The 18625-nt window shown below is 54.4% G+C and carries 20 protein-coding genes; 5 read left to right on the top strand and 15 right to left on the bottom strand.

Going from position 1 to position 18625, the window contains the following annotated elements:
- Positions 1 to 41 precede the first annotated feature (41 nt).
- Positions 42 to 2294: a catalase HPII gene (katE, locus tag FND52_RS18160; RefSeq protein WP_144132484.1), complete on the bottom strand. Its 2253-nt coding sequence runs from the start codon at positions 2292 to 2294 to the stop codon at positions 42 to 44.
- A gap of 176 nt (positions 2295 to 2470) precedes the next feature.
- On the opposite strand from katE, the gene cedA reads away from it, so the two are divergent.
- Complete coding sequence (gene cedA / locus FND52_RS18155) at positions 2471 to 2701, top strand: cell division activator CedA (protein ID WP_125293557.1); 231 nt, start codon at positions 2471 to 2473, stop codon at positions 2699 to 2701.
- Positions 2702 to 2769: 68 nt separating this feature from the next.
- On the opposite strand, the gene FND52_RS18150 is transcribed toward cedA, so the two are convergent.
- The 4 genes from FND52_RS18150 to hxpB form a co-directional block, all read right to left on the bottom strand.
- Positions 2770 to 4161: an L-cystine transporter gene (locus FND52_RS18150; RefSeq protein ID WP_144132482.1), complete on the bottom strand. Its 1392-nt coding sequence runs from the start codon at positions 4159 to 4161 to the stop codon at positions 2770 to 2772.
- Positions 4162 to 4289: 128 nt separating this feature from the next.
- A complete protein-coding gene (locus tag FND52_RS18145; RefSeq protein ID WP_125293555.1) occupies positions 4290 to 4880 on the bottom strand; it encodes a metal-dependent hydrolase in 591 nt (196 codons plus the stop codon).
- Positions 4881 to 4988: 108 nt separating this feature from the next.
- The gene (kduD, locus tag FND52_RS18140; RefSeq protein ID WP_144132480.1) at positions 4989 to 5750 is read right to left on the bottom strand and encodes a 2-dehydro-3-deoxy-D-gluconate 5-dehydrogenase KduD; all 762 of its coding nucleotides are present in this window, start codon (positions 5748 to 5750) and stop codon (positions 4989 to 4991) included.
- Between the two features lie 140 nt (positions 5751 to 5890).
- Positions 5891 to 6559, bottom strand: a complete 669-nt coding sequence (gene hxpB, locus FND52_RS18135; protein WP_144132478.1) for a hexitol phosphatase HxpB — start codon at positions 6557 to 6559, stop codon at positions 5891 to 5893.
- Between the two features lie 155 nt (positions 6560 to 6714).
- On the opposite strand from hxpB, the gene FND52_RS18130 reads away from it, so the two are divergent.
- On the top strand, positions 6715 to 7251 hold the full coding sequence (locus FND52_RS18130; RefSeq protein WP_125293552.1) for a YniB family protein: 537 nt from the start codon (positions 6715 to 6717) through the stop codon (positions 7249 to 7251).
- Positions 7252 to 7280: 29 nt separating this feature from the next.
- Here FND52_RS18130 and FND52_RS18125 read toward each other — a convergent pair whose 3' ends face one another.
- The 3 genes from FND52_RS18125 to pfkB form a co-directional block, all read right to left on the bottom strand.
- Complete coding sequence (locus FND52_RS18125) at positions 7281 to 8141, bottom strand: fructosamine kinase family protein (protein WP_144132476.1); 861 nt, start codon at positions 8139 to 8141, stop codon at positions 7281 to 7283.
- Positions 8142 to 8244: 103 nt separating this feature from the next.
- Positions 8245 to 8535 carry a type V toxin-antitoxin system endoribonuclease antitoxin GhoS gene (ghoS, locus tag FND52_RS18120; protein WP_125293550.1) on the bottom strand — a complete coding sequence of 97 codons (291 nt, stop codon included), beginning with the start codon at positions 8533 to 8535 and terminating at the stop codon, positions 8245 to 8247.
- 80 nt (positions 8536 to 8615) lie between these two features.
- Positions 8616 to 9545, bottom strand: a complete 930-nt coding sequence (pfkB, locus tag FND52_RS18115) for a 6-phosphofructokinase II (protein ID WP_144132474.1) — start codon at positions 9543 to 9545, stop codon at positions 8616 to 8618.
- A 293-nt stretch (positions 9546 to 9838) separates the two neighbouring features.
- Here pfkB and FND52_RS18110 point away from each other — a divergent pair, with 293 nt between their 5' ends.
- Together FND52_RS18110 and FND52_RS18105 are read left to right on the top strand one after the other, a co-directional pair.
- On the top strand, positions 9839 to 10597 hold the full coding sequence (locus tag FND52_RS18110) for a DUF481 domain-containing protein (protein WP_125293548.1): 759 nt from the start codon (positions 9839 to 9841) through the stop codon (positions 10595 to 10597).
- Positions 10598 to 11093: 496 nt separating this feature from the next.
- Positions 11094 to 12305 (top strand): tyrosine-type recombinase/integrase, encoded by a 1212-nt coding sequence (locus FND52_RS18105; RefSeq protein ID WP_144132472.1) that lies wholly within the window; start codon positions 11094 to 11096, stop codon positions 12303 to 12305.
- Here the strand turns inward: FND52_RS18105 and FND52_RS18100 are convergent.
- The 7 genes from FND52_RS18100 to FND52_RS18070 form a co-directional block, all read right to left on the bottom strand.
- Positions 12260 to 12499: a helix-turn-helix domain-containing protein gene (locus FND52_RS18100; RefSeq protein WP_125293546.1), complete on the bottom strand. Its 240-nt coding sequence runs from the start codon at positions 12497 to 12499 to the stop codon at positions 12260 to 12262. The genes FND52_RS18105 and FND52_RS18100 overlap by 46 nt on opposite strands.
- A 44-nt stretch (positions 12500 to 12543) precedes the next feature.
- A complete protein-coding gene (locus FND52_RS18095) occupies positions 12544 to 12891 on the bottom strand; it encodes a DUF7694 domain-containing protein (RefSeq protein WP_144132470.1) in 348 nt (115 codons plus the stop codon).
- A complete protein-coding gene (locus FND52_RS18090; RefSeq protein WP_125293544.1) occupies positions 12888 to 13148 on the bottom strand; it encodes a DUF4060 family protein in 261 nt (86 codons plus the stop codon). The genes FND52_RS18095 and FND52_RS18090 overlap by 4 nt, the downstream gene beginning before the upstream one ends.
- 33 nt (positions 13149 to 13181) lie before the next feature.
- The gene (locus FND52_RS18085) at positions 13182 to 14294 is read right to left on the bottom strand and encodes a RecT family recombinase (protein WP_144132691.1); all 1113 of its coding nucleotides are present in this window, start codon (positions 14292 to 14294) and stop codon (positions 13182 to 13184) included.
- Between the two features lie 11 nt (positions 14295 to 14305).
- Positions 14306 to 17065, bottom strand: a complete 2760-nt coding sequence (locus FND52_RS18080; protein ID WP_144132468.1) for a PD-(D/E)XK nuclease-like domain-containing protein — start codon at positions 17063 to 17065, stop codon at positions 14306 to 14308.
- Between the two features lie 130 nt (positions 17066 to 17195).
- Entirely contained in the window at positions 17196 to 17375 is a 180-nt protein-coding gene (locus FND52_RS21895) for a YdaE family protein (RefSeq protein ID WP_208737521.1), read from the bottom strand.
- A 486-nt stretch (positions 17376 to 17861) separates the two neighbouring features.
- Complete coding sequence (locus FND52_RS18070) at positions 17862 to 18242, bottom strand: helix-turn-helix domain-containing protein (RefSeq protein ID WP_144132466.1); 381 nt, start codon at positions 18240 to 18242, stop codon at positions 17862 to 17864.
- Between the two features lie 156 nt (positions 18243 to 18398).
- Between FND52_RS18070 and FND52_RS18065 the strand changes: the two genes are divergently transcribed.
- Positions 18399 to 18623: a transcriptional regulator gene (locus FND52_RS18065; protein ID WP_144132464.1), complete on the top strand. Its 225-nt coding sequence runs from the start codon at positions 18399 to 18401 to the stop codon at positions 18621 to 18623.
- Positions 18624 to 18625 lie beyond the last annotated feature (2 nt).

The raw sequence follows: 18625 nt of genomic DNA, 5'->3' as shown, positions 1-18625 counted from the left end.
TAATAAAAACACGCCACGGTGCTGCCACCGTGGCGCAGTTTTTACGCCGGAATCGCCGGGATTTTGTTGGTGCGCGACCAGACGCGGTGTTTATGCAGCAGCGCGATCAGTGTATCCACCGCGTTGCCCTGCGCGTCGTCGGCTTCAATCACGCCTTCCTCGCCCTGGGCATCCACGCCCAACACCGATTTAAACTGGCGGGCATCGCCCAGCAGGGTAATCGGCTTGAGATGCTTATAGGCTTCCAGCAGGTAGTAGCGCGCATCGCCGCGATTAAGCAGGCCGCTCACCGCGCCGCCGGGGACAATCACCGCATCCACCGTCAGCGACGGCGCGCCCTCGAAGGTGCCCATTACGGTGATTTGCGAGCCGTCATCCGCCGTCACTTCACCCATCCGCGAATAGAGCAGTTTGCAGTGGACGCCTTCGCGCTTCAGCCCCTGCATAACCGCCAGCAAATCCGCGGCGTTGACCTGCTCGTTGAGCAGGATCGCCACCACACGCCCTTTTATGGTGCCGCTCGGCACCGCATACAGGCTAAGCGATGCGTCTTTCTTCAGGCCGTTGACGTCTTTCGGTGGGGCGGTATGGATCTGCTCATCGGTGAGGGTGATGCCCAGGTTTTCCGCCACCGCACTGGCCAGGGAGACGTCGATATGGCAAAGCTGATCCACTACGCGCTCGCGAATATAGGCGCGGGCGACTTTACCCAGTTCGAAGCTAAAGGCATCGATAATATGCTGCTGTTCCACCGGCGTCTGGCTTTGCCAGAACAGGCGCGGATGGGAGTAGTATTCGCCGAACGACGGGCTGCGCTCGCGGATTTTATGCCCCTCGATGCGCTCCTGATAAGATTCGAATCCACCGCGTTTCGGACCGGGCGGGGTTTCGCGCGGCCAGTTGTCGTTGATGGAGTTTGGCTCGTAGTTCGCCGGGTTCGTATCAATATCCATGCGGTGCATGCCGTCGCGCTGGAAGTTGTGATACGGGCAGACCGGGCGGTTAATCGGGATCTCGTGGAAGTTTGGCCCACCAAGACGGCTGATTTGAGTATCGGTGTAGGAGAACAGACGCCCCTGTAACAGCGGATCGTTGGTAAAGTCCAGACCGGGGACAATATGGCCCGGATGGAACGCCGCCTGTTCATTCTCGGCGAAGAAGTTATCCGGGTTGCGGTTGAGCACCATTTTGCCCACCAGTTGCACCGGCACCAGCTCTTCGGGGATTAGTTTGGTCGGGTCGAGCAGATCGAAATCGAATTTGAACTCGTCTTCTTCGGGGATCAACTGCAGGCCCAGTTCATATTCCGGGAAATCGCCGGCTTCAATGGATTCCCACAGCTCGCGGCGGTGGAAATCGCCGTCGCGACCAATCAGCTTCTGGGACTCATCCCACACCAGCGAGGCTTTACCCGCCACCGGCTTCCAGTGGAAGCGCACAAAGGTGGCTTTACCCTCGGCGTTGATCAGCCGGAAGGTATGGATGCCGAAACCTTCCATGGTGCGATAGCTGCGTGGAATGCCGCGATCCGACATCGCCCAGATGACGTTATGCAGGGTTTCCGGCTGCAGGGAAACATAGTCCCAGAAGGTATCGTGGGCGCTGGCACCCTGCGGGATCGCCCAGTGCGGCTCGGGTTTGACCGCGTGAACAAAGTCCGGGAATTTATGGGCGTCCTGAATAAAGAACACCGGCGTGTTGTTGCCCACCAGATCGAAAATCCCTTCTTCGGTATAAAACTTGGTGGCGAAACCGCGGATATCACGCACCGTATCCCCCGAGCCCGCGCCGCCCTGCACCGTTGAGAAGCGCACAAACACCGGCGTGATTTTCTCCGGGTCGCTCAGAAAATCCGCTTTAGTAATGTCTTTCAGGCTCTTATAGGGTTGGAAATAGCCGTGGGCTGCCGAACCTCGCGCGTGGACGATGCGCTCCGGGATGCGCTCGTGGTCGAAGTGGGTGATCTTCTCGCGCAGGATGAAGTCTTCTAACAGGGTTGGCCCACGGGTCCCGGCGCGCAGCGAATTTTGATCGTCGGCGATGCGCACGCCCTGGTTGGTGGTTAGCGGGAAATCTTCGCTACCTTTGCGGAAATTATCGAGCGCTTTGAGTTTTTCATTCGACGTATCCGGGGCTTTCAGGCTACCGGGGGCGGTTGGGTATTCGCCAGGCGCGCTGGGAACCGGCGCAGGGCGGTGCGAACCGTCTTCGGGAGCCAAAGAATCCATTCCGGGTTGTGATTCACTGGCGTCGTGGATCGGCGCCTGGTGTGAGGGCTTATCGTTATGCGACATTGAACTCGTCTCCTGATTTCATTGCTGAAAATTGACTTGTTGTAAGGTCAAAACCCTTCTAACTATAGAACAATGCCGCCGTACTGCTTTTCAGTGCCAGAGGTCGGGCTGCAGGGAGACGAGAGATCCGTTATCATAGAGGCACGAATCTGAATGTCTGATATTGATTGCTGCTGATGAAACCTTTACGCCAACAAAATCGTCCTGTTATCACTTACACGCCACGGATTGAACCCGCACCGCCAGAGCACGCGGTACGCATGGAAGGGTTCAAAGACGTCTGGCTGCTGCGGGGGAAATATGTGGCCTTTGTGCTGGTGAATGACGGCTTTTTACGTTCACCCACGTTCACTGTTCCTGAATCGGCGCAGCGCTGGGCGTCACAGGTCAGGCAGGATATGGTTTAGCTTTCGGCTATTTCTGAAATAAAAAAAAACCGCATTTCTCAATGCGGTTTTTTGCTTCTGGGAAGCGATTAACGGTGTGCTAGTTCGGTTTCTTCGTCGCTGTTGAGGATCGCTTTATCGGTTTGCTTCAGCCACTGGCTGGTCAGGGTACCGGCAGTCATCGAACCACTCACGTTCAGCGCGGTACGACCCATGTCGATCAGCGGCTCAACGGAGATCAGCAGCGCGACCAGGGTCACCGGCAGACCCATCGCCGGCAGCACGATCAGCGCGGCGAAGGTGGCACCGCCGCCCACGCCGGCAACGCCTGCGGAGCTCACGGTCACAATGCCCACCAGGGTGGCAATCCACATCGGATCCAGCGGGTTGATGCCCACGGTCGGGGCCACCATCACCGCCAGCATCGCCGGGTAAAGGCCCGCACAGCCGTTCTGGCCGATGGTCGCGCCAAAGGAGGCGGCAAAGCTGGCAATGGATTCCGGCACGCCCAGACGACGGGTTTGCGCTTCGACGTTCAGCGGAATCGACGCGGCGCTGGAGCGGCTGGTAAACGCGAAGGTCAGCACCGGCCACACTTTACGGAAGTATTTCAGCGGGCTGACGCCGTTTACCGCCAGCAGCAGGCCATGCACCACAAACATAATGCCCAGGCCAAGGTACGAGGCGACCACGAAGCTGCCCAGCTTGATGATATCCTGCAGGTTGGAGCTGGCGACCACTTTGGTCATCAGCGCCATCACGCCGTACGGGGTTAACTGCATTACCAGGCGAACCAGTTTCATCACCCAGCTTTGCAGGGTGTCGATGGCGATCAATACGCGCTCGCCTTTCGGCGCATCGTCTTTCAGCAGTTTCAGTGCCGCCACGCCGAGGAACGCCGCAAAAATCACCACGCTGATGATCGAGGTCGGGTTCGCGCCGGTCAGATCGGCAAACGGGTTTTTCGGGATAAACGACAGCAGCAGCTGCGGTACGCTCAGGTCGGCCACTTTACCGGCGTAGTTGGTTTCAATGGCGCTCAGACGGGCGGTTTCCGCCGTGCCCTGCACCAGACCTTCTGCGGTCAGGCCGAACAGGTTGGTCACCAGCACGCCCACCAGCGCTGCAATCAGCGTGGTGAACAGCAGAGTGCCGATGGTCAGCAGGCTGATTTTACCGAGCTGAGAGGCGTTATGCAGACGGGCGACCGCGCTCAGGATGGAGGCGAACACCAGCGGCATCACGATCATTTGCAGCAGTTGCACATAGCCGTTGCCGACCACGTTAAACCACTGGATAGAGGTTTTCAGGACCGGGCTATCCGCGCCGTAAATGGCATGCAGAACGCAGCCAAATACCACGCCGATCACCAGACCTACTAATACTTTTTTTGCCAGACTCCACTGCCGGTGGCGGGTTTGCGCCAGCAACAGCAAGAGGATAACGAACACCACAATGTTCGCTATTAATGGAAAATTCATCCCCGTTCTCCTGTTTCACTGACAGGCTCGAAGTGGCCCGTCTTTATGGCGCAAAGGGTAACAGAAGACGCGGAACGTTCTTATAATCAAATGGAATTGATTATATCCAAAAGTGGTTTTCCGCTGGTTTAACGCTCGGTCTGGTGATGAATAAAGCGATCGAACTGGTTTTGCAGTGAATTAATCATCTGGGAAGACCAGCGGATAGCGCTATTCTCTGGCAGGCCCTGGGGCATCCATACCGCATAGACAAAGAACGCCATGCACAGCACCCGCTCCAGCTGGTTGCCTTTTTGCGGCATCAGGATCGGCAGACGAAAGCGCCAGCGACAGGGCCACAGCAGCGGCACGCCCGCAGGCGTCAGCATATCCGCCAGAATATGGCTCAGATAGCCCAGCACCATGCCCTGAATGGCGTCCGCCGGAATGATCCAGCTATCGGGCACTTTCAGATAGAACAGCGTCAGGGCGATAAACACCGCAAGCAGGCTATGGGTAAAGCCCCGATGGCCAAAGGCACGGGCGACGGGTTTAGAAATCCACTTCAACCGCTGGCCGAGCAGCGACTTAGGATGATCGATATCTGGCAGCAGACAGGTCAAAATTGCCGACGGAATAATATGCCACCAGTCCCCCTGCGCCAGCACAGGAGTGAGTTCGGCGTTTTTGGCAAACACCGCACACGCAATGGAGAAAAAGAGGTGGCCTTCCGCCGTCATGTTAAAAACCCAGAAAAATGCTGACTGTCGATTCATCCAGTATAGGGTTTTTATACAGTAGACGGAAGCGGTGACGGTGTAACTCTTTGTCACCGAATCGTCATTGTGTTAGCGCGCCAGCCAGCCGCCATCCACGGCAATCGTGTAACCGTTGATATAGGCCGACGCTTCGGAGGCTAAAAACACCACCGGGCCCTGCAAATCCGCCGGTTTGCCCCAACGCGCAGCGGGGATGCGATCGAGGATTTCCTGGTTGCGCACGGCGTCTTCGCGCAACTGTTGGGTATTGTTGGTCGCCATATAGCCCGGCGCGATGGCGTTAACGTTAATGTGATGCGCTGCCCACTCATTGGCCAGCAGCCTGGTTAAACCCAGCACGCCGCTTTTCGAGGCGGTATAGGAGGGGACGCGGATGCCGCCCTGGAAAGAGAGCATCGAGGCGATATTAATGATTTTGCCGCCGCCGCCCTGGGCGATAAACTGCCGGGCAACCGCCTGGGATAAGAAGAAAACCGACTTGAGATTCAGGTTCATCACGTCGTCCCAGTCCTGCTCGCTGAAATTCAACGCGTCTTCCCGGCGGATGGTGCCAGCGTTATTAACCAGAATATCTACCTGACCCATGCGTTCTACGGCGGTCTGTACAATAGCGCCGATATCATCCTGACGACTTAAATCAGCCTGGATAGCGGTAAAGCGCCGCCCCAGCGCCGTGACTTTTTGCTCGGTATCGTGCGGGATTTTGCGGTTCACACCAACGATATCGCATCCCGCCTGAGCAAGCCCCAGCGTCATTCCCTGGCCCAGCCCGGTGTCACAACCCGTCACAATCGCGACCTTACCCGCAAGGTTAAATGCATCAAGAATCATAATGTCCTCGTTATCTGCTGGATGTTATCGATACGATCATAGGCGGGGAAAAGAAAATAACCAGATAAAAATAAAACAATGTTTCAAAAATATGATGAGGGTATAAAAAAGACGGCCTGAGCCGTCTTTATGGCGGGGAGTTAGCCAATTAAATGGCTGAGGGTGAGCTGCTCCAGCGAGTCGAGTTTGGCGTCGGCTAATACCCAGCGTGGATCGGCGCGGTTTTCGGCGGCGGGAACCACAATCGAGCGCATCCGCGCGGCTTTGGTGGCAATCATCCCGTTGACCGAGTCTTCCAGCGTGACGCAGCACAGCGGGTCGACGCCCAGCTTAGCCGCGGCATCCAGATAGACCTGCGGGTGCGGCTTGCTGTAAGGCAGTTTTTCCGCCGAGGAGACAGCATCGAACTGGTCGCGCAAACCGAGTATCGACAGCACGCTTTCCAGCATGCGCAGCGGGGACGCCGACGCCAGGCCGACTTTAAGCCCGTGCGCTTTGCACAACGCTACCGCCTCGTTTACCCCAGGCAAGGCAGGGCGCTGCTCTTCAATGAGGGTAATCGCCCGGGTAATGATGCGGTCGGTCACTTCCGCTTTCGACGGGCCATTCCAGGGCTGGTGGATAAACCAGAGATCCACCACCAAATCGATGCGTAAACCTAATGTATCAGGCAGTTCATGGCGGCGGGAAACATCCACGCCAAGCGTCGCCATGATCTCCAGCTCCGCTTTATCCCAAAGCGGTTCTGAATCAATCAGCAGGCCATCCATATCGAAAATCGCGGCGAGGATCGGGCGCGAATCAGGCATCAGTCATCACTCCTGTGGTTAACATGTTGTGTTATCAATAGCCTGAAAATCAGCTTATCGCTACCGCTTTGTGAATTTCGCAGTAAACTTCAGGCGGAATAGTGGTTGAGCAGGTAGACTTGTTTCGAGAATGTAGCGTCTTACAAGGGGAAAAAATGACGTATCAACAAGCTGGACGCATTGCTGTTGTAAAACGCCTTGCCGGGTGGATTATCTTTATACCGGCGGTTATTTCAACGCTGATTTCAGTACTGAAATTTATGTATGAGCACAGCGAAAAACAGCCGGGCATCAATGCCGTTATGCTGGATTTCGCCCATATCATGATTGATATGATGCGCTTCAATACGCCGTTTCTGAATTTTTTCTGGTATAACTCGCCGCTGCCTGATTTTCAGCATCAGGCTAATATCACTTTTTGGATCATCTTTATTCTGATTTTTGTCGGGCTGGCGCTGCAGGCTTCCGGCGCGCGAATGAGCCGCCAGGCGCGTTTCCTGCGCGAGGGGATTCAGGATCAGCTGATTCTGGAACAGGCGAAAGGGGCCGACGGGCTGACCAAAGCGCAGCTTGAGGAGCGCATTGTGGTCCCTCGCCACACTATTTTCCTTCAGATATTCCCGCTGTATATCCTGCCGGTGATCGTGATTATTGCCGGGTATTTCTTCTTTACATTACTGGGCTTTATGTAAAAAAACGCTCCCGGTTGGGAGCGTTATTGTTAAGCCGCCAGGATCCTCTCCAGCGCCTTTTGCGCTGCCACCAGATGATTACCGCCAAACAAAATGGCGCGGTTCAACAGGGTATACAGCTGATACAGCGGCTGGCGCTGCAGGAAGCCAGCGGGCAGGGGAGAAACGGACTGGTAGCCGTCGTAGATTTGCGGCGGCTGGTCGGGGTGGAGCGGCAGCATCGCCAGATCGCACTCCCTGTCGCCCCAATAGCAGGCCGGATCAAAGATATAGGGACCATCCGGCCCCAGCGCGCAGTTGCCTGACCACAAATCGCCATGCAGCAGCGACGGCTGCGGCTGGTGGGATGCCAGCTGCGCCGCCACAACATCGACAATCAGATCGATATCGCCAAATTCCAGGCCTTTTTCCGCCGCCAGCTCCAGCTGCCAGCCGATACGCTGCTCGGCGAAAAAGGTCGACCATTTGCGTTGCCAGGCGTTGGGCTGCGGGGTGGTGGAGAGATCGTTGTCAAAATCGAGGCCGAATTGCGGCTGGTCGCTCCACTGGTGGAGGCGCGCCAGTTGCTGGCCCAGCAGGAAGGCATTATGGGCATCGAGCGGGCGCGGTTCGAGGTATTCCAGCAGCACAAAGCTGTAATCCCGGTCGCTGCCGACGCCCCATACTTCAGGCACCCGAACGGTTTGACTACGGGCAAGCAGGGCGAGTTGGTCAGCCTCTGCGGTGAAAATGGGCAACAGCTCGCGATCGTCACACTTTACGAATACCTCATGGGTACCATAACGCACCCGCCACGCGGCGTGGATTTCTCCGCCGGGTAATTCGGTGCGCTGCGTGAGTTCCTGCTCGCCGAACTGCTCTGCTAACAGACGACTGATGGCTTGCCACATAATGTCTCTCCCCAGGTTGCCTGATATTTCATTACCTTAGCGCATTACTACCGGTTAAAAACAGGAACTGGCGCACATCCCGACGCGACAACCTGCCTTTATATCAGGAATCATCCGCCTGCCAGGCTTCCCAGGTGGTGATATCCACTTCCGGTTTCTTACCGAGGGCCGACTCGCCTAAGCCTTCCGCCAGCTCCCGGACTTCCTGCTCATCCTGGGCGGTGATCAACCCAAAAGTATTGATGCCCAGCTCATGTACTTTGCCGTCGTCGTCACTCATGGTGAGCGTGAAACCGCCGCGGGTCAGGTGATTGTTGAGCTCATTAATATCCGTCAGGTTTTCCTCATGAAAGCGAAACGTGACAACGTAACGCTTAATATCTCCAGTAGCCATCATTCACCTCTTTGTTTACCCGAAAGATGTCAGCATAGCCGATGCGCTGATGAATCGCGCAATTAATGACCAGGCTGCGGTTAGCTTTGCAAATATTGATAAATCTTTTCCGTATTCTCATGGGAACAGAGACGCGTTCCCTGATTTAACGTTGCTGCGCTCCCGGCCGCCACGCCGTAGCGCACCATTTCCAGCAGCGAAGCCTGCTGGGCGAGCTTCAGCGTCATTGCGCCGACCATGCTGTCGCCTGCGCCGACGGTGCTCTGGCTTTTAACCGGCGGCGGCACCACCTGCACGCAATCTGTCTCGTCGACGCCTAGCGCACCCTGCGGCCCGAGCGACACCACCACGCGTTTGGCTTTACCGCTGCGCACCAGTTCCTGGGCTGCCTGGCGCACATCGTCAGGCTGGGTTAAATCACGGCCTACCAGCGCGGCCAGCTCTTTCTGGTTGGGTTTCACCAGCTCAATGCCGCCAATATCCAGCGCGGCGGCCAACGCCTCGCCGGAGCTGTCGATAATGCAGCGCAGGCCGTTTTGCTGGGCGCAGGCGATCAACTGCGTAAAATCAGCCAGATCAACGCCCGGTGGCAGGCTGCCGCTCACCACCAGCAGCGCACCGGATTCAATGGCCAGCACTTTTTCTTCCAGTTGCCGAAACTCGTCCTGCGACAGGTGCGCGCCGGGCATCACAAAGCGGTACTGTTCGCCGCTGGCTTCAACGTGTACGTGCAGATTCTGGCGCGTCCAGTCATGAGACGAGATGGTGTCAACGCTGACGTTTTCTTCTTCAAGCAGGGCGGTGAGATGCTCGCCGGTAGCGCCGCCAGCGGGGAACAGCGCCGTGGCGCTCCCGCCTAAATGGCTGATGGCGCGGGCAACGTTAATTCCGCCGCCACCGGGTTCGAATACCGGAGCGGTACAGCGTAATTTCCCTTCAGGGTAGATTTGCGGCGTGACTGTCGCGCTGTCCAGTGAGGGGGCGAGCGTCAGGGTAAATACCGGAACCATATAACCTCCTTTTGAATGGGCTGACCTAAGCGTAGCACTCATGGCGTGAGGAAGTGTCAATTAACACTATGATTTTTAATATGAATAGCACTTAAGGCTGACGCTTTATCATTATGAAATAAAAGCGATTTTCAGATCTCTCTTATACAAAAAATGATTCAGGAACTCATTGCTATGTAATTCGTGGCTTTTTATAATTTGTTACCTTTCCCGTGGACCGGTTCGTTGATCCCGTGGAGAGTTTCCGGGACCGTTATGGTCTCTTTTTTTGTTGTGCGGACCTTAAAAATTAAATGAAGCTTTTAAAGACAGTACCCGCAGTGGTTATGCTGGCGGGGAGCGCGTTGTTCAGTCATTTCGCAACCGCTGATGATTCCGTTTTTACTGTCATGGATGATCCTTCCAGTGCGAAAAAGCCTTTCGAAGGCTATCTCAACGGTGGTTATCTGGCGCAGTCTGGTAATACCAAGAGTTCCTCTCTGACCGCAGATAGCGCGCTGACCTGGTACGGCAGCACCACCGCGTGGTCTTTGTGGGGAAATGCCAGCAACAACTCCTCCAACGACGAACGTTCCTCCGAGAAATACGCGCTGGGCGGTCGTAGCCGTTACAACATGACTGACGTCGACTATCTGTTCGGGCAGGGCAGCTGGCTGACGGATCGTTACAACGGTTACCATGAGCGCGATGTGCTCACCGCCGGTTACGGTCGCCAGTTCCTCAACGGGCCGGTTCACAGCCTGCGTTTTGAATTCGGTCCGGGTGTGCGTTACGACGAATACACCGACGGCACTGACAAAACCCAGGCGCTGGGCTATGCCTCCGGCGCTTACGCGTGGCAGTTCACCGATAACGCGAAATTCACCCAGGGCGTTTCCGTGTTCGGCGCGGACGACACCACCGTGAACTCCGAAACCGCGTTGAACGTTGCGATTAACGAGCACTTTGGACTGAAAGTCGCTTATAACGTCACCTGGAACTCCAACCCGCCGGCCAGCGCGCCCGATCACACCGATACCCGCACTTCTGTAACGCTGGGCTATAAAATGTGATTATCAGGCCGGTTAATACCGGCCTGCTTTCTTTACCCCTCTTGATGCCTTCAATCTGGTCAAAATAGTCCTGACCAACGCCGTATTTTTGTGATTAACCGTCGTGGTTATGGCTTAATCATGCGCGATGAATCGATAGAGCCTTTAACCCCTTGCTGATGATGTGTAATATTGCAAGCGGTGTTATCAACTGGCGGGCCGAGGTGTTTACAGCGTTTCGTACGCGTAAGGACCATATTTCGCAGAGTGCAGCGGGAATCTGCCCATAACCTGTTGATAATGATTAAATATTACTGTTTCGTATGTGATCTTTCGTGTAAGTAACTTCCGCTATTTCAATCTATTCACTTCCGTTTGCATCCGTTTCACTATTTCCGCGCCATGCCTCACTTTTTCAAAATTACCCGTTTCAAATTAGTTCACCTTGATTAGGTTCGTGCCGTAATATTTGTGTACCAAATCGTGTACCAAAAACTAACGGCTAACAGGCAACAGAATGCCCCTTAACGACACTAAACTAAGACGTATCGACGGAAAGCCTTACGATGGTCCGGACGAGCTCCCGGATGGTGGAGGATTGTCTGCGAGAATAAGTCCGAAGGGCCTGATAACTTTTCAGTACCGGTACCGTTTTAACGGAAAGCCTGTGCGCCTTAAGCTTGGCACGTACGGGAAGCTATCCATCAAAGAAGCCCGTGAAGCAATGGAGCAATGCAAAAAATGGCTGGAAGAAGGTAAAGATCCCGCCGTTCAACGCAAACTGGTGAAAGAGCAGGCGGCAAGTTCGCCAAGCATTAGTGTGCTGGTGGATGAATGGCTGGAAAGCCCGTCTGTGAAAGAGTTGGTCAAATACGAGTACTGGACAAGGATGCTTAAGCTTCACGTCACAGACAAATATGGAAGGATGATTGTTGATGATATGGATCCCACACACTGGGAAAAGATTTTTCTGTCCATTAGCAAAGCAGGGTCGCCGGTACAGGCTGGTAACGTCCTGGTAAAAATGAAACAAGTTGTGCGGTACGCCCTGCGCAGAAAACGGATCACCTCAAACGCACTAATGCTTCTTGAACTGAATGATGTGGCGAAACGCCCGGAGGACGGCGAGCGCTATTTGAACGATGAAGAGATCGGCCTGTTCTGGAATTCAGTGAGCAAAACGAAAATGGCCTGGCAGAATCAGCTGATGATTAAGCTGATTTTTCTAACCGGATGCCGCGGCGTTGAGTTAAGACTTGCTCGCAAAGCCGACTTCAATCTGAAAGAGCGATACTGGGTGATCCCAAAGGAAAATTCGAAGACCAGAAAACGATTCGTTCGCGGGATCTCCAGGCTTGCTGCTGAGTATCTGGAACAGATTTTCAACCTTTATCCGAATCTACAAATCGTTTTTCCTCCAGCCAAAATACAGGAAGACAGGCCAATGGCGGCAAGTACGCTGATATCGTTTGCTGAGCAGGTGGAACAAATTATGGGATGCCCTCACTGGTCGAACCACGATTTCAGACGAACATGCAAAACCAAAATGGCTGAGATGGGTGTTGCGCCCCATGTTTCCGAAAAAATTCTGGGGCATAAACTGACGGGGATGCTGGCTATTTACGACCAGTACGATTACATCCCCGAACAGCAGGAAGCAGCAGACAAGTGGGCTGAGAAAATTCAGTTGTGTGCCTCTGGCAGCAGCCCCTTATCTTTGCAAAACTGAATTACTTCAACGTAGCGAAAGAGTGCGCCGCCTTTAGGCGGATGAAGTTCTTTGACTTCCTCCGGGAAAGGGGTGCCGACCTTTTCCCACTCTTTACGTTTACGGTAAAAAGTGGTGCGCGAGATCCCTCCCAGCATTTCCTGAACGCGCTCGCGATTTACTAAAATGGGTTGGATATTAACTGTTGTCTGCATACTTCTCTCCAGTAGCCCGGGCCGGGGCCATTGATAATTCGTTATCAACTGTCACGACGCCATGCATATGGCAACGGTTCAGGTAAAATCCACAGGTGGCGTATATTCGCCACGTTCACCACGTCGCGTTCAGCCGGGTAAATCTCGACCGCATCCCTGTCTGCATAGCCAACGGCGTTTTTAATTTCCTGAAGTGCATCCCAGGTGATGCCATCCTTCCAGCGCCCGTTCATCCCCATGCCGGTTGTGTTAACGGTCAGGCGGATAACGCCCCCTTTTTCCTGAAACTCCTGCACCAGAAAGCGCGGATTTATCCAGACGCTGGTTCGGCTGGGGTCGTGGAGTTTTTCCGGCCACTGCGCTTTCGGTACCTCTTTAAAACAACAGATCATGGTTTTCCCCTTGAACCCATCACAGGGCTTGCCAGTGCACGTAACCGACGCGGTTTATCCATCGGCGTCGCGATGTAACTGTGCTGGCAGTTTCTGATCTCGACACGAAGTTTGGTTCCGTCAACCCGGATCATGTAATCCACGCTTTTGCCTGTTATGCCGTAATCTCCGAAACGCTCGTAATGTTCCTGAAGCGCTGCGGCGCAGGCCTGTCGGGCCACCGGAGATTGTTTGCTGCCTCTGTTAATTAGTCTCATCGTTAACCGGGAAGGCGAACCCTCCCGCCTCCCTTAGCCGACATACTCAGGTTTCATATCCAGCAGCGTGATGCTGAATTTCTCGTAAAGCTCATCGCCCAGGTGGCGTTTCGCCACCGTCAGGGTCTGCTCAGCCTTCGCGAATATTTCTGCGGCATCCGGCTCATCCGGCTGTGGCAGTGAGTTGATCGCCGCTTCGACTTTGTTGCGCGCGTCCACAAGGTAATAGCGCTTCACGGCTTTATTTTTCAGTTCAGTAAACAGAGCGGTACCTAGGGTGGCTTTTGCGGATTCGATATCTACACGTACTGCTTTCGCACCATCCACGTCTTCGGCTGCTTCAATGCGGTCCCGGAATTCGTCGGCGATCGAGTCGACATTTACAGCGGATTCCCGCGCGCTGGTTGTGGTTGTTACGCTGTCATCTGAGATTTCAGCCAGACTTACCCGCGCTGGCGCCGGGTTTATCTCTTTCTCGGTGCGCTGCTCCACCTCATCAGGCGTATACACACCGAGAACGACCGCAGGGCAGTACAAGCGCGCCCAGTATTTAAGGGCCAGGTAAGCGATCTGCTGCTTGGGGTTAGAAATCCACAGTGGAGAGTTACGCGTGATCACGCTTGAAAGGAAGACTGGCTCGCCCCAGGTGATCTCGCTTTCGCCACGAATGACGGCACCCACACGAACCGACAGGCCTTCCTCGTCAGCACTAGTCCAGCCGCGTACCATTTCTTTTTTGTCGTATGTCCCGCCGCCTTTCGCCGGCTTCTTAACGACCTCCTCACGGCTGCTGGCGCATTTCGACCAGTCACCCTCGTACTCATAGTGAAAGCGTCCCACGATTGCGTTTGAGCTCGAGATCACCGCGTTGACCAGCTGCGCTTCGTAACCCAGTACGCCGTTGACCAGGTGCGTTTTCTGCGCCACAGCGTAAGGGTTCATGCCCCACTGCATAGCCTGCATGATGATGGCCATGCAGTCGGCTGGGTTACCGCGAAGATGTTCAGGAACCGTAACGGCGGCCTGCGCCATCAAACCGGCAACGGCCTGCAGCTGGGTTAACGCCTGCACATTGAAAATGGCATTGCTCGCTGAAATGGTGTTTGGTGTCTGTTGCTCAGCGTTCACGATATTCATGTTTTCCATCGTCATTCCCCTTATGCCTGAGTGCGCAGCGCTTCAAGGCGGCGCAGGTCGAAGTCGTTCAGTTCGTCGGTGTAGTCTTCTGTGATTGGCGCTGGCCAGCAGTTGGTGTCATAAGCCTGAGCCAGGGCGCGCATGGTTTTCTGATACTCCTGAGTGCCCAGCGCCAACAGATCATCCGACGCCTCAATAACCGCCACCCAGTGGTAACCCTCGTCTTTGTTGACGAAGATCCAGAAGAACTGGTCAAAGTCAGCAACCGCGCAGTACATGCCCGCGCTGAGGTGGTAATCGCGGTCGATGATTTCCCGGTGCAACCTGGCTCGCAGCCCGTCCTGCTTAACGCGGCCCATGCTGATCGTCTTCAGGTCAACGCCGATGCGAACACCGTTGATTTCAACCTCAAGGTCAGGGCGAACACGGACTTCCAGACCGGTTTCGTCGTCCATGCCGAAGTAACTGGTTTCGACAGAGCGGGAAGGGTGTCGCAGTAGTTTTCCTGCCGATTCATGGTTCAGCAGGGCTTGCTGAATTGCCGTGGCCAGCGCCAGCTGTTCATTTGACAGGATGGTTTTCCCGGCAACGCTATCGCGCCACTCCTGCTCGAACTCATCAGCGAAAATGGCATCAGGATTCACCGCGCGGATCGCCGCCTGCAGTTCCTCTTTCTTGCCTGTGAGCTTCAGCTGCTCGGCCTTTGGCTTATCCGCATTAAATTCGCGGATGAACGCCTTCATGGAGTCGGTGGTGGTGAATGCTCCCTCTGGAACGCCAGGAAACACCGCGAACTCTTCGTGAAGCTTCTCCGGTTCCAGTGCCATCGTGTGAGACAGGCTACCGAACGTCAGCGCCTCGCTGCTTTCGCGGCGGATAGTCTTGGCTACATGGCGACCGTGATAGAACATCAGGCTGACGCGCGCATCCTTCACCTGGGTGCTGCTGATCCCGTTCGCTGCGTGATAAACGTTATTCGGCAGGCCTTCATAGCGGCCCGGCTCGAAGTACGCAGGGTATTCTGGCGCTGGTGGCTCCTGATGTTCTTCTTGCTCGATGTGATTCACTTTTTCGGCTTCTTGATGCGCAGGATCGTCATTCTGATGAAAATTTTCCGGTTTTTGTTTCACATTCTCCTGATCATGTTTCGCCAGACTCGGCGCTGCGGCCGCGAAAATTTCTGACGGCGTTACGGCATCTGCCTGCGAATGATCTGCATCAGCGCTTTCGCCTGCTGAAATCGGTGTACCAGCCGGGATTTCGTTACTGACAGCCGTTTCCATCTGCACATCTTCGGTAATCTCCAGTTCTTCTCGCAGGCCTTCGGCCATTTCCTGATAAGTGGCGTCACCCATTCCCGGGCCGTTGTCCGGATTAATCGGAGTGTTACCAGTCAGCCCTTCGATGGAGAACACTCCAGCGCCGAGGTTTTCGACCTTCGGCTGTGCGGCCGCTTCTTCAGCCCGGCGGCGCGCCCCTTCTTCACGGACTCGCTGTAAGTTCTCTTCGTGAGTACAGAAAGATTTACGTGGCGTTTCATCCCATTTCGGATCCGCCGGGTCGCTGATACCCTCAACATATTCGCCGCGGTCAGCGGCAAGTTGTTTATCCAGGGATTCACGGCTGAATTGCGCAGCCTCCACAGTTGCAGCATCTGGCTTGGCATGCTGGTGTTCTTTCAGGTTCGCGCTGATGTAGGTTTGTAGGCTGACCGGGAAATGATGGACGTTCTCGGCGGCGCCACGGATCAAGGCGAAAATAGCAGCGCGTGAATAGTCCAGGATGCCCGCTGTTTTGCGCAGCGCGGCAGACCATTCCTTGAACGGGCTTTCTTTTTTCTGAACGATTTCTTTGGCGCGACGATGTATAGCGCCCGGGATGTTGTAGATATCGAAATCCATCGGCAGCGTCGCGGCTGCAATTTCAATATCCAGTGTTTCCAGAGTGTGCTCATAATCCGGGTTGCGATCTGTCACGATGCCGCCGCCAGCGTTTGTTCCCACGTCAGTGCGTTGGGTAACTACGGTTCCGCTTTTCTTTTGCCATTTGGCTGTTACATCGCTACGGACCTGGTGATTGCCATGTCCGCCGGTATCGCATGCGTTGTTATGAGCGTTAATCCATTCGCCAAAAAAGGCGACAAGATGCGCTAACTGAGGAGCTTTGCCGTCCAGAGGCCAGACAGATTTTGTCTCAGCGAGCAGGTCAGCCAGGGTTTCCGGGAAAACATGCTGAAGCTGGCGAAGGTCATGACTGCGACAGGCCAGCAATACGTTTTGGGGATAGGTAGCGTCCCTATCCATGCTTAGGCGAGTAATTTCACCTGTTTGCTCAGCGCTCAGCTCATCAAACAGGCCGAAAAGCCATGTACCCAGTACACGCTGTTCGAATGTGTATGACTGGTGTGAAGCGGCGCGTTCCTGAAGCCCTGATTCATTACCTCCGGCTGTTTCCTCCAGCTGCGCGCGCTCGTCTTGGATATTCACGGATTTAGCTTCTTTGATGATTTTGATCCAGGAAATACCGTCGTCGCCGAGTTCATAACGATCGCACCAGGTATCATCCAGAACGCCTTCGGCGGGCAGGTCGTCAACAACATGCCAGTTTGTACGGACCGGCAGCTGGTAATTCGCGCCGCGTCCAGTTTCAATTTCGGAGTCTTCCAGGATGTTCTCGATTTCACGCTGGGCGCGTGAGTCGGATTTTGCAGAGAGCCAGCAAAACAGGTTTTTTGCTCCTGACTTCGCTTTTGCCTTAATGAGAAACGCATAGGTGTTCATTGCGTCTGAGCTCCTTTGGGTTGTAAGATCCCCGGCGCTTGTAAGAGCCGCCTTCGGTTTAGGTGAAAAATTCCGGTATGCTTTGGTCGGTGTTACCGGACGTAAGGCCCGCTTCGGCGGGTTTTTGCGTTTATGGCTCGTGAGCCATCTGGTCGTGCTCGGCGCACTGCCTGGAGCAGTACTGCCGTTCTTCGCGGGCTAGCATATTGCCGCGCAGTAAAAGCAGGGTGCTTTTTACTTCGTCACCAGGCTGAAGAGGGCTTTTGCAGTAGTCGCATTTCGCGCCGGTAGTTTCCTGTCCGTGTATCATCGGATCACCCCAGCCATTCAGTAAAACTTCCACAAGACAATCGTTAATACGTGTGGCGCCGCGCATGGTGCGCAGGTAAACGTATTTGCCGCGAACCGCTGACACACTCCAGGTGTGCCCGTCGTGCTTTGCCAGCATTCCCGGTGCCACACACTGGCGAATGATGTGCATCGTGCCGTAGTGTTGATTAACCATCTCATCCTCTGCCGTTATCGCCCGGCTGGCGGAACGTTTGTAAACCTGCTGCGTGTTAATGACTCCACCTCATCCCGGTATTCGTATGCTCCGGGCCGCTACTTCGTGGGCGTCCTGCCTTGGTGGTCGCTACTGCGTTTTGATGTGGTTAGTATTATCGATTCAATCGATAGCTGTCAATTTAAATTGATGTTTAAATTTGTATCGGTTGCTGTGAACGATATAGAGGGGTTTTTGAGACGTAAAAAAACCCGCTCGAGGCGGGTTGATCAGGAAGGTAATGTGGGGGCGCTAAATTTTTCCAACTACGTGTTTTTCAGCCCAAGCTTTCATCTCATCTATACGGTTTTGATAAATTCGGAGCATGTTTTCGCGATCATTTGGCAGAAGCATGTCATACAGCATGAGCATTCGCTTTTGGTCTTCAGTGAGGTCAGGTAATGCTGAGTATCCTTTACTCAGCGCGAGCTCATCTTCATCGGTCATGAAAAACCAATAAAGCGGTCGGCCTGTTGCTGCTGGCAACTGCTCCAAGATTTCTGCGCGCGGCAATATGCCTGCAGAACACCAACCATTAACGGATTGAGCTTTAGCGCCAACTCGTCGACCAAGTTCAGCCTGTGAAATGCCAAGTTCGTTAATAGCCTGCTGAAGACGTTTTCCGAAGTTCATTACCCATCCCATTTACCTGTCTGCACAACAAGGAAATCTGCTGGCTAGTAATCAAGTATACAGATTTTTTCTGTAGGTTATGATTATCGATATAATTTGACACTATCGATTTAATTTGCTTTTATGTCGCCATAATTAACTACAAGAGAAACCTCCATGAAGTTACGCATTCAACGAAAACTATTATCCGTTTGCAGCCAGGCAGAGCTGGGGAGACGCCTTGGTCGCCGAGCTCAGACGGTCAATGGCTGGTTCAAAAACAAAGTTCCCGGGGAGTTAGTTGTGAAGGTTGCACGTGCCATTGACTGGAAAGTCACTCCACACGAACTGCGTCCCGATCTATACCCCAACCCAACCGATGGTCTTCCGAAACAGGAGTAACC

The sequence above is a fragment of the Atlantibacter subterraneus genome (genome assembly GCF_007570865.1).
Lineage (GTDB): Bacteria > Pseudomonadota > Gammaproteobacteria > Enterobacterales > Enterobacteriaceae > Atlantibacter > Atlantibacter subterraneus.
This window is presented reverse-complemented; position numbering and strand designations above follow the sequence as displayed.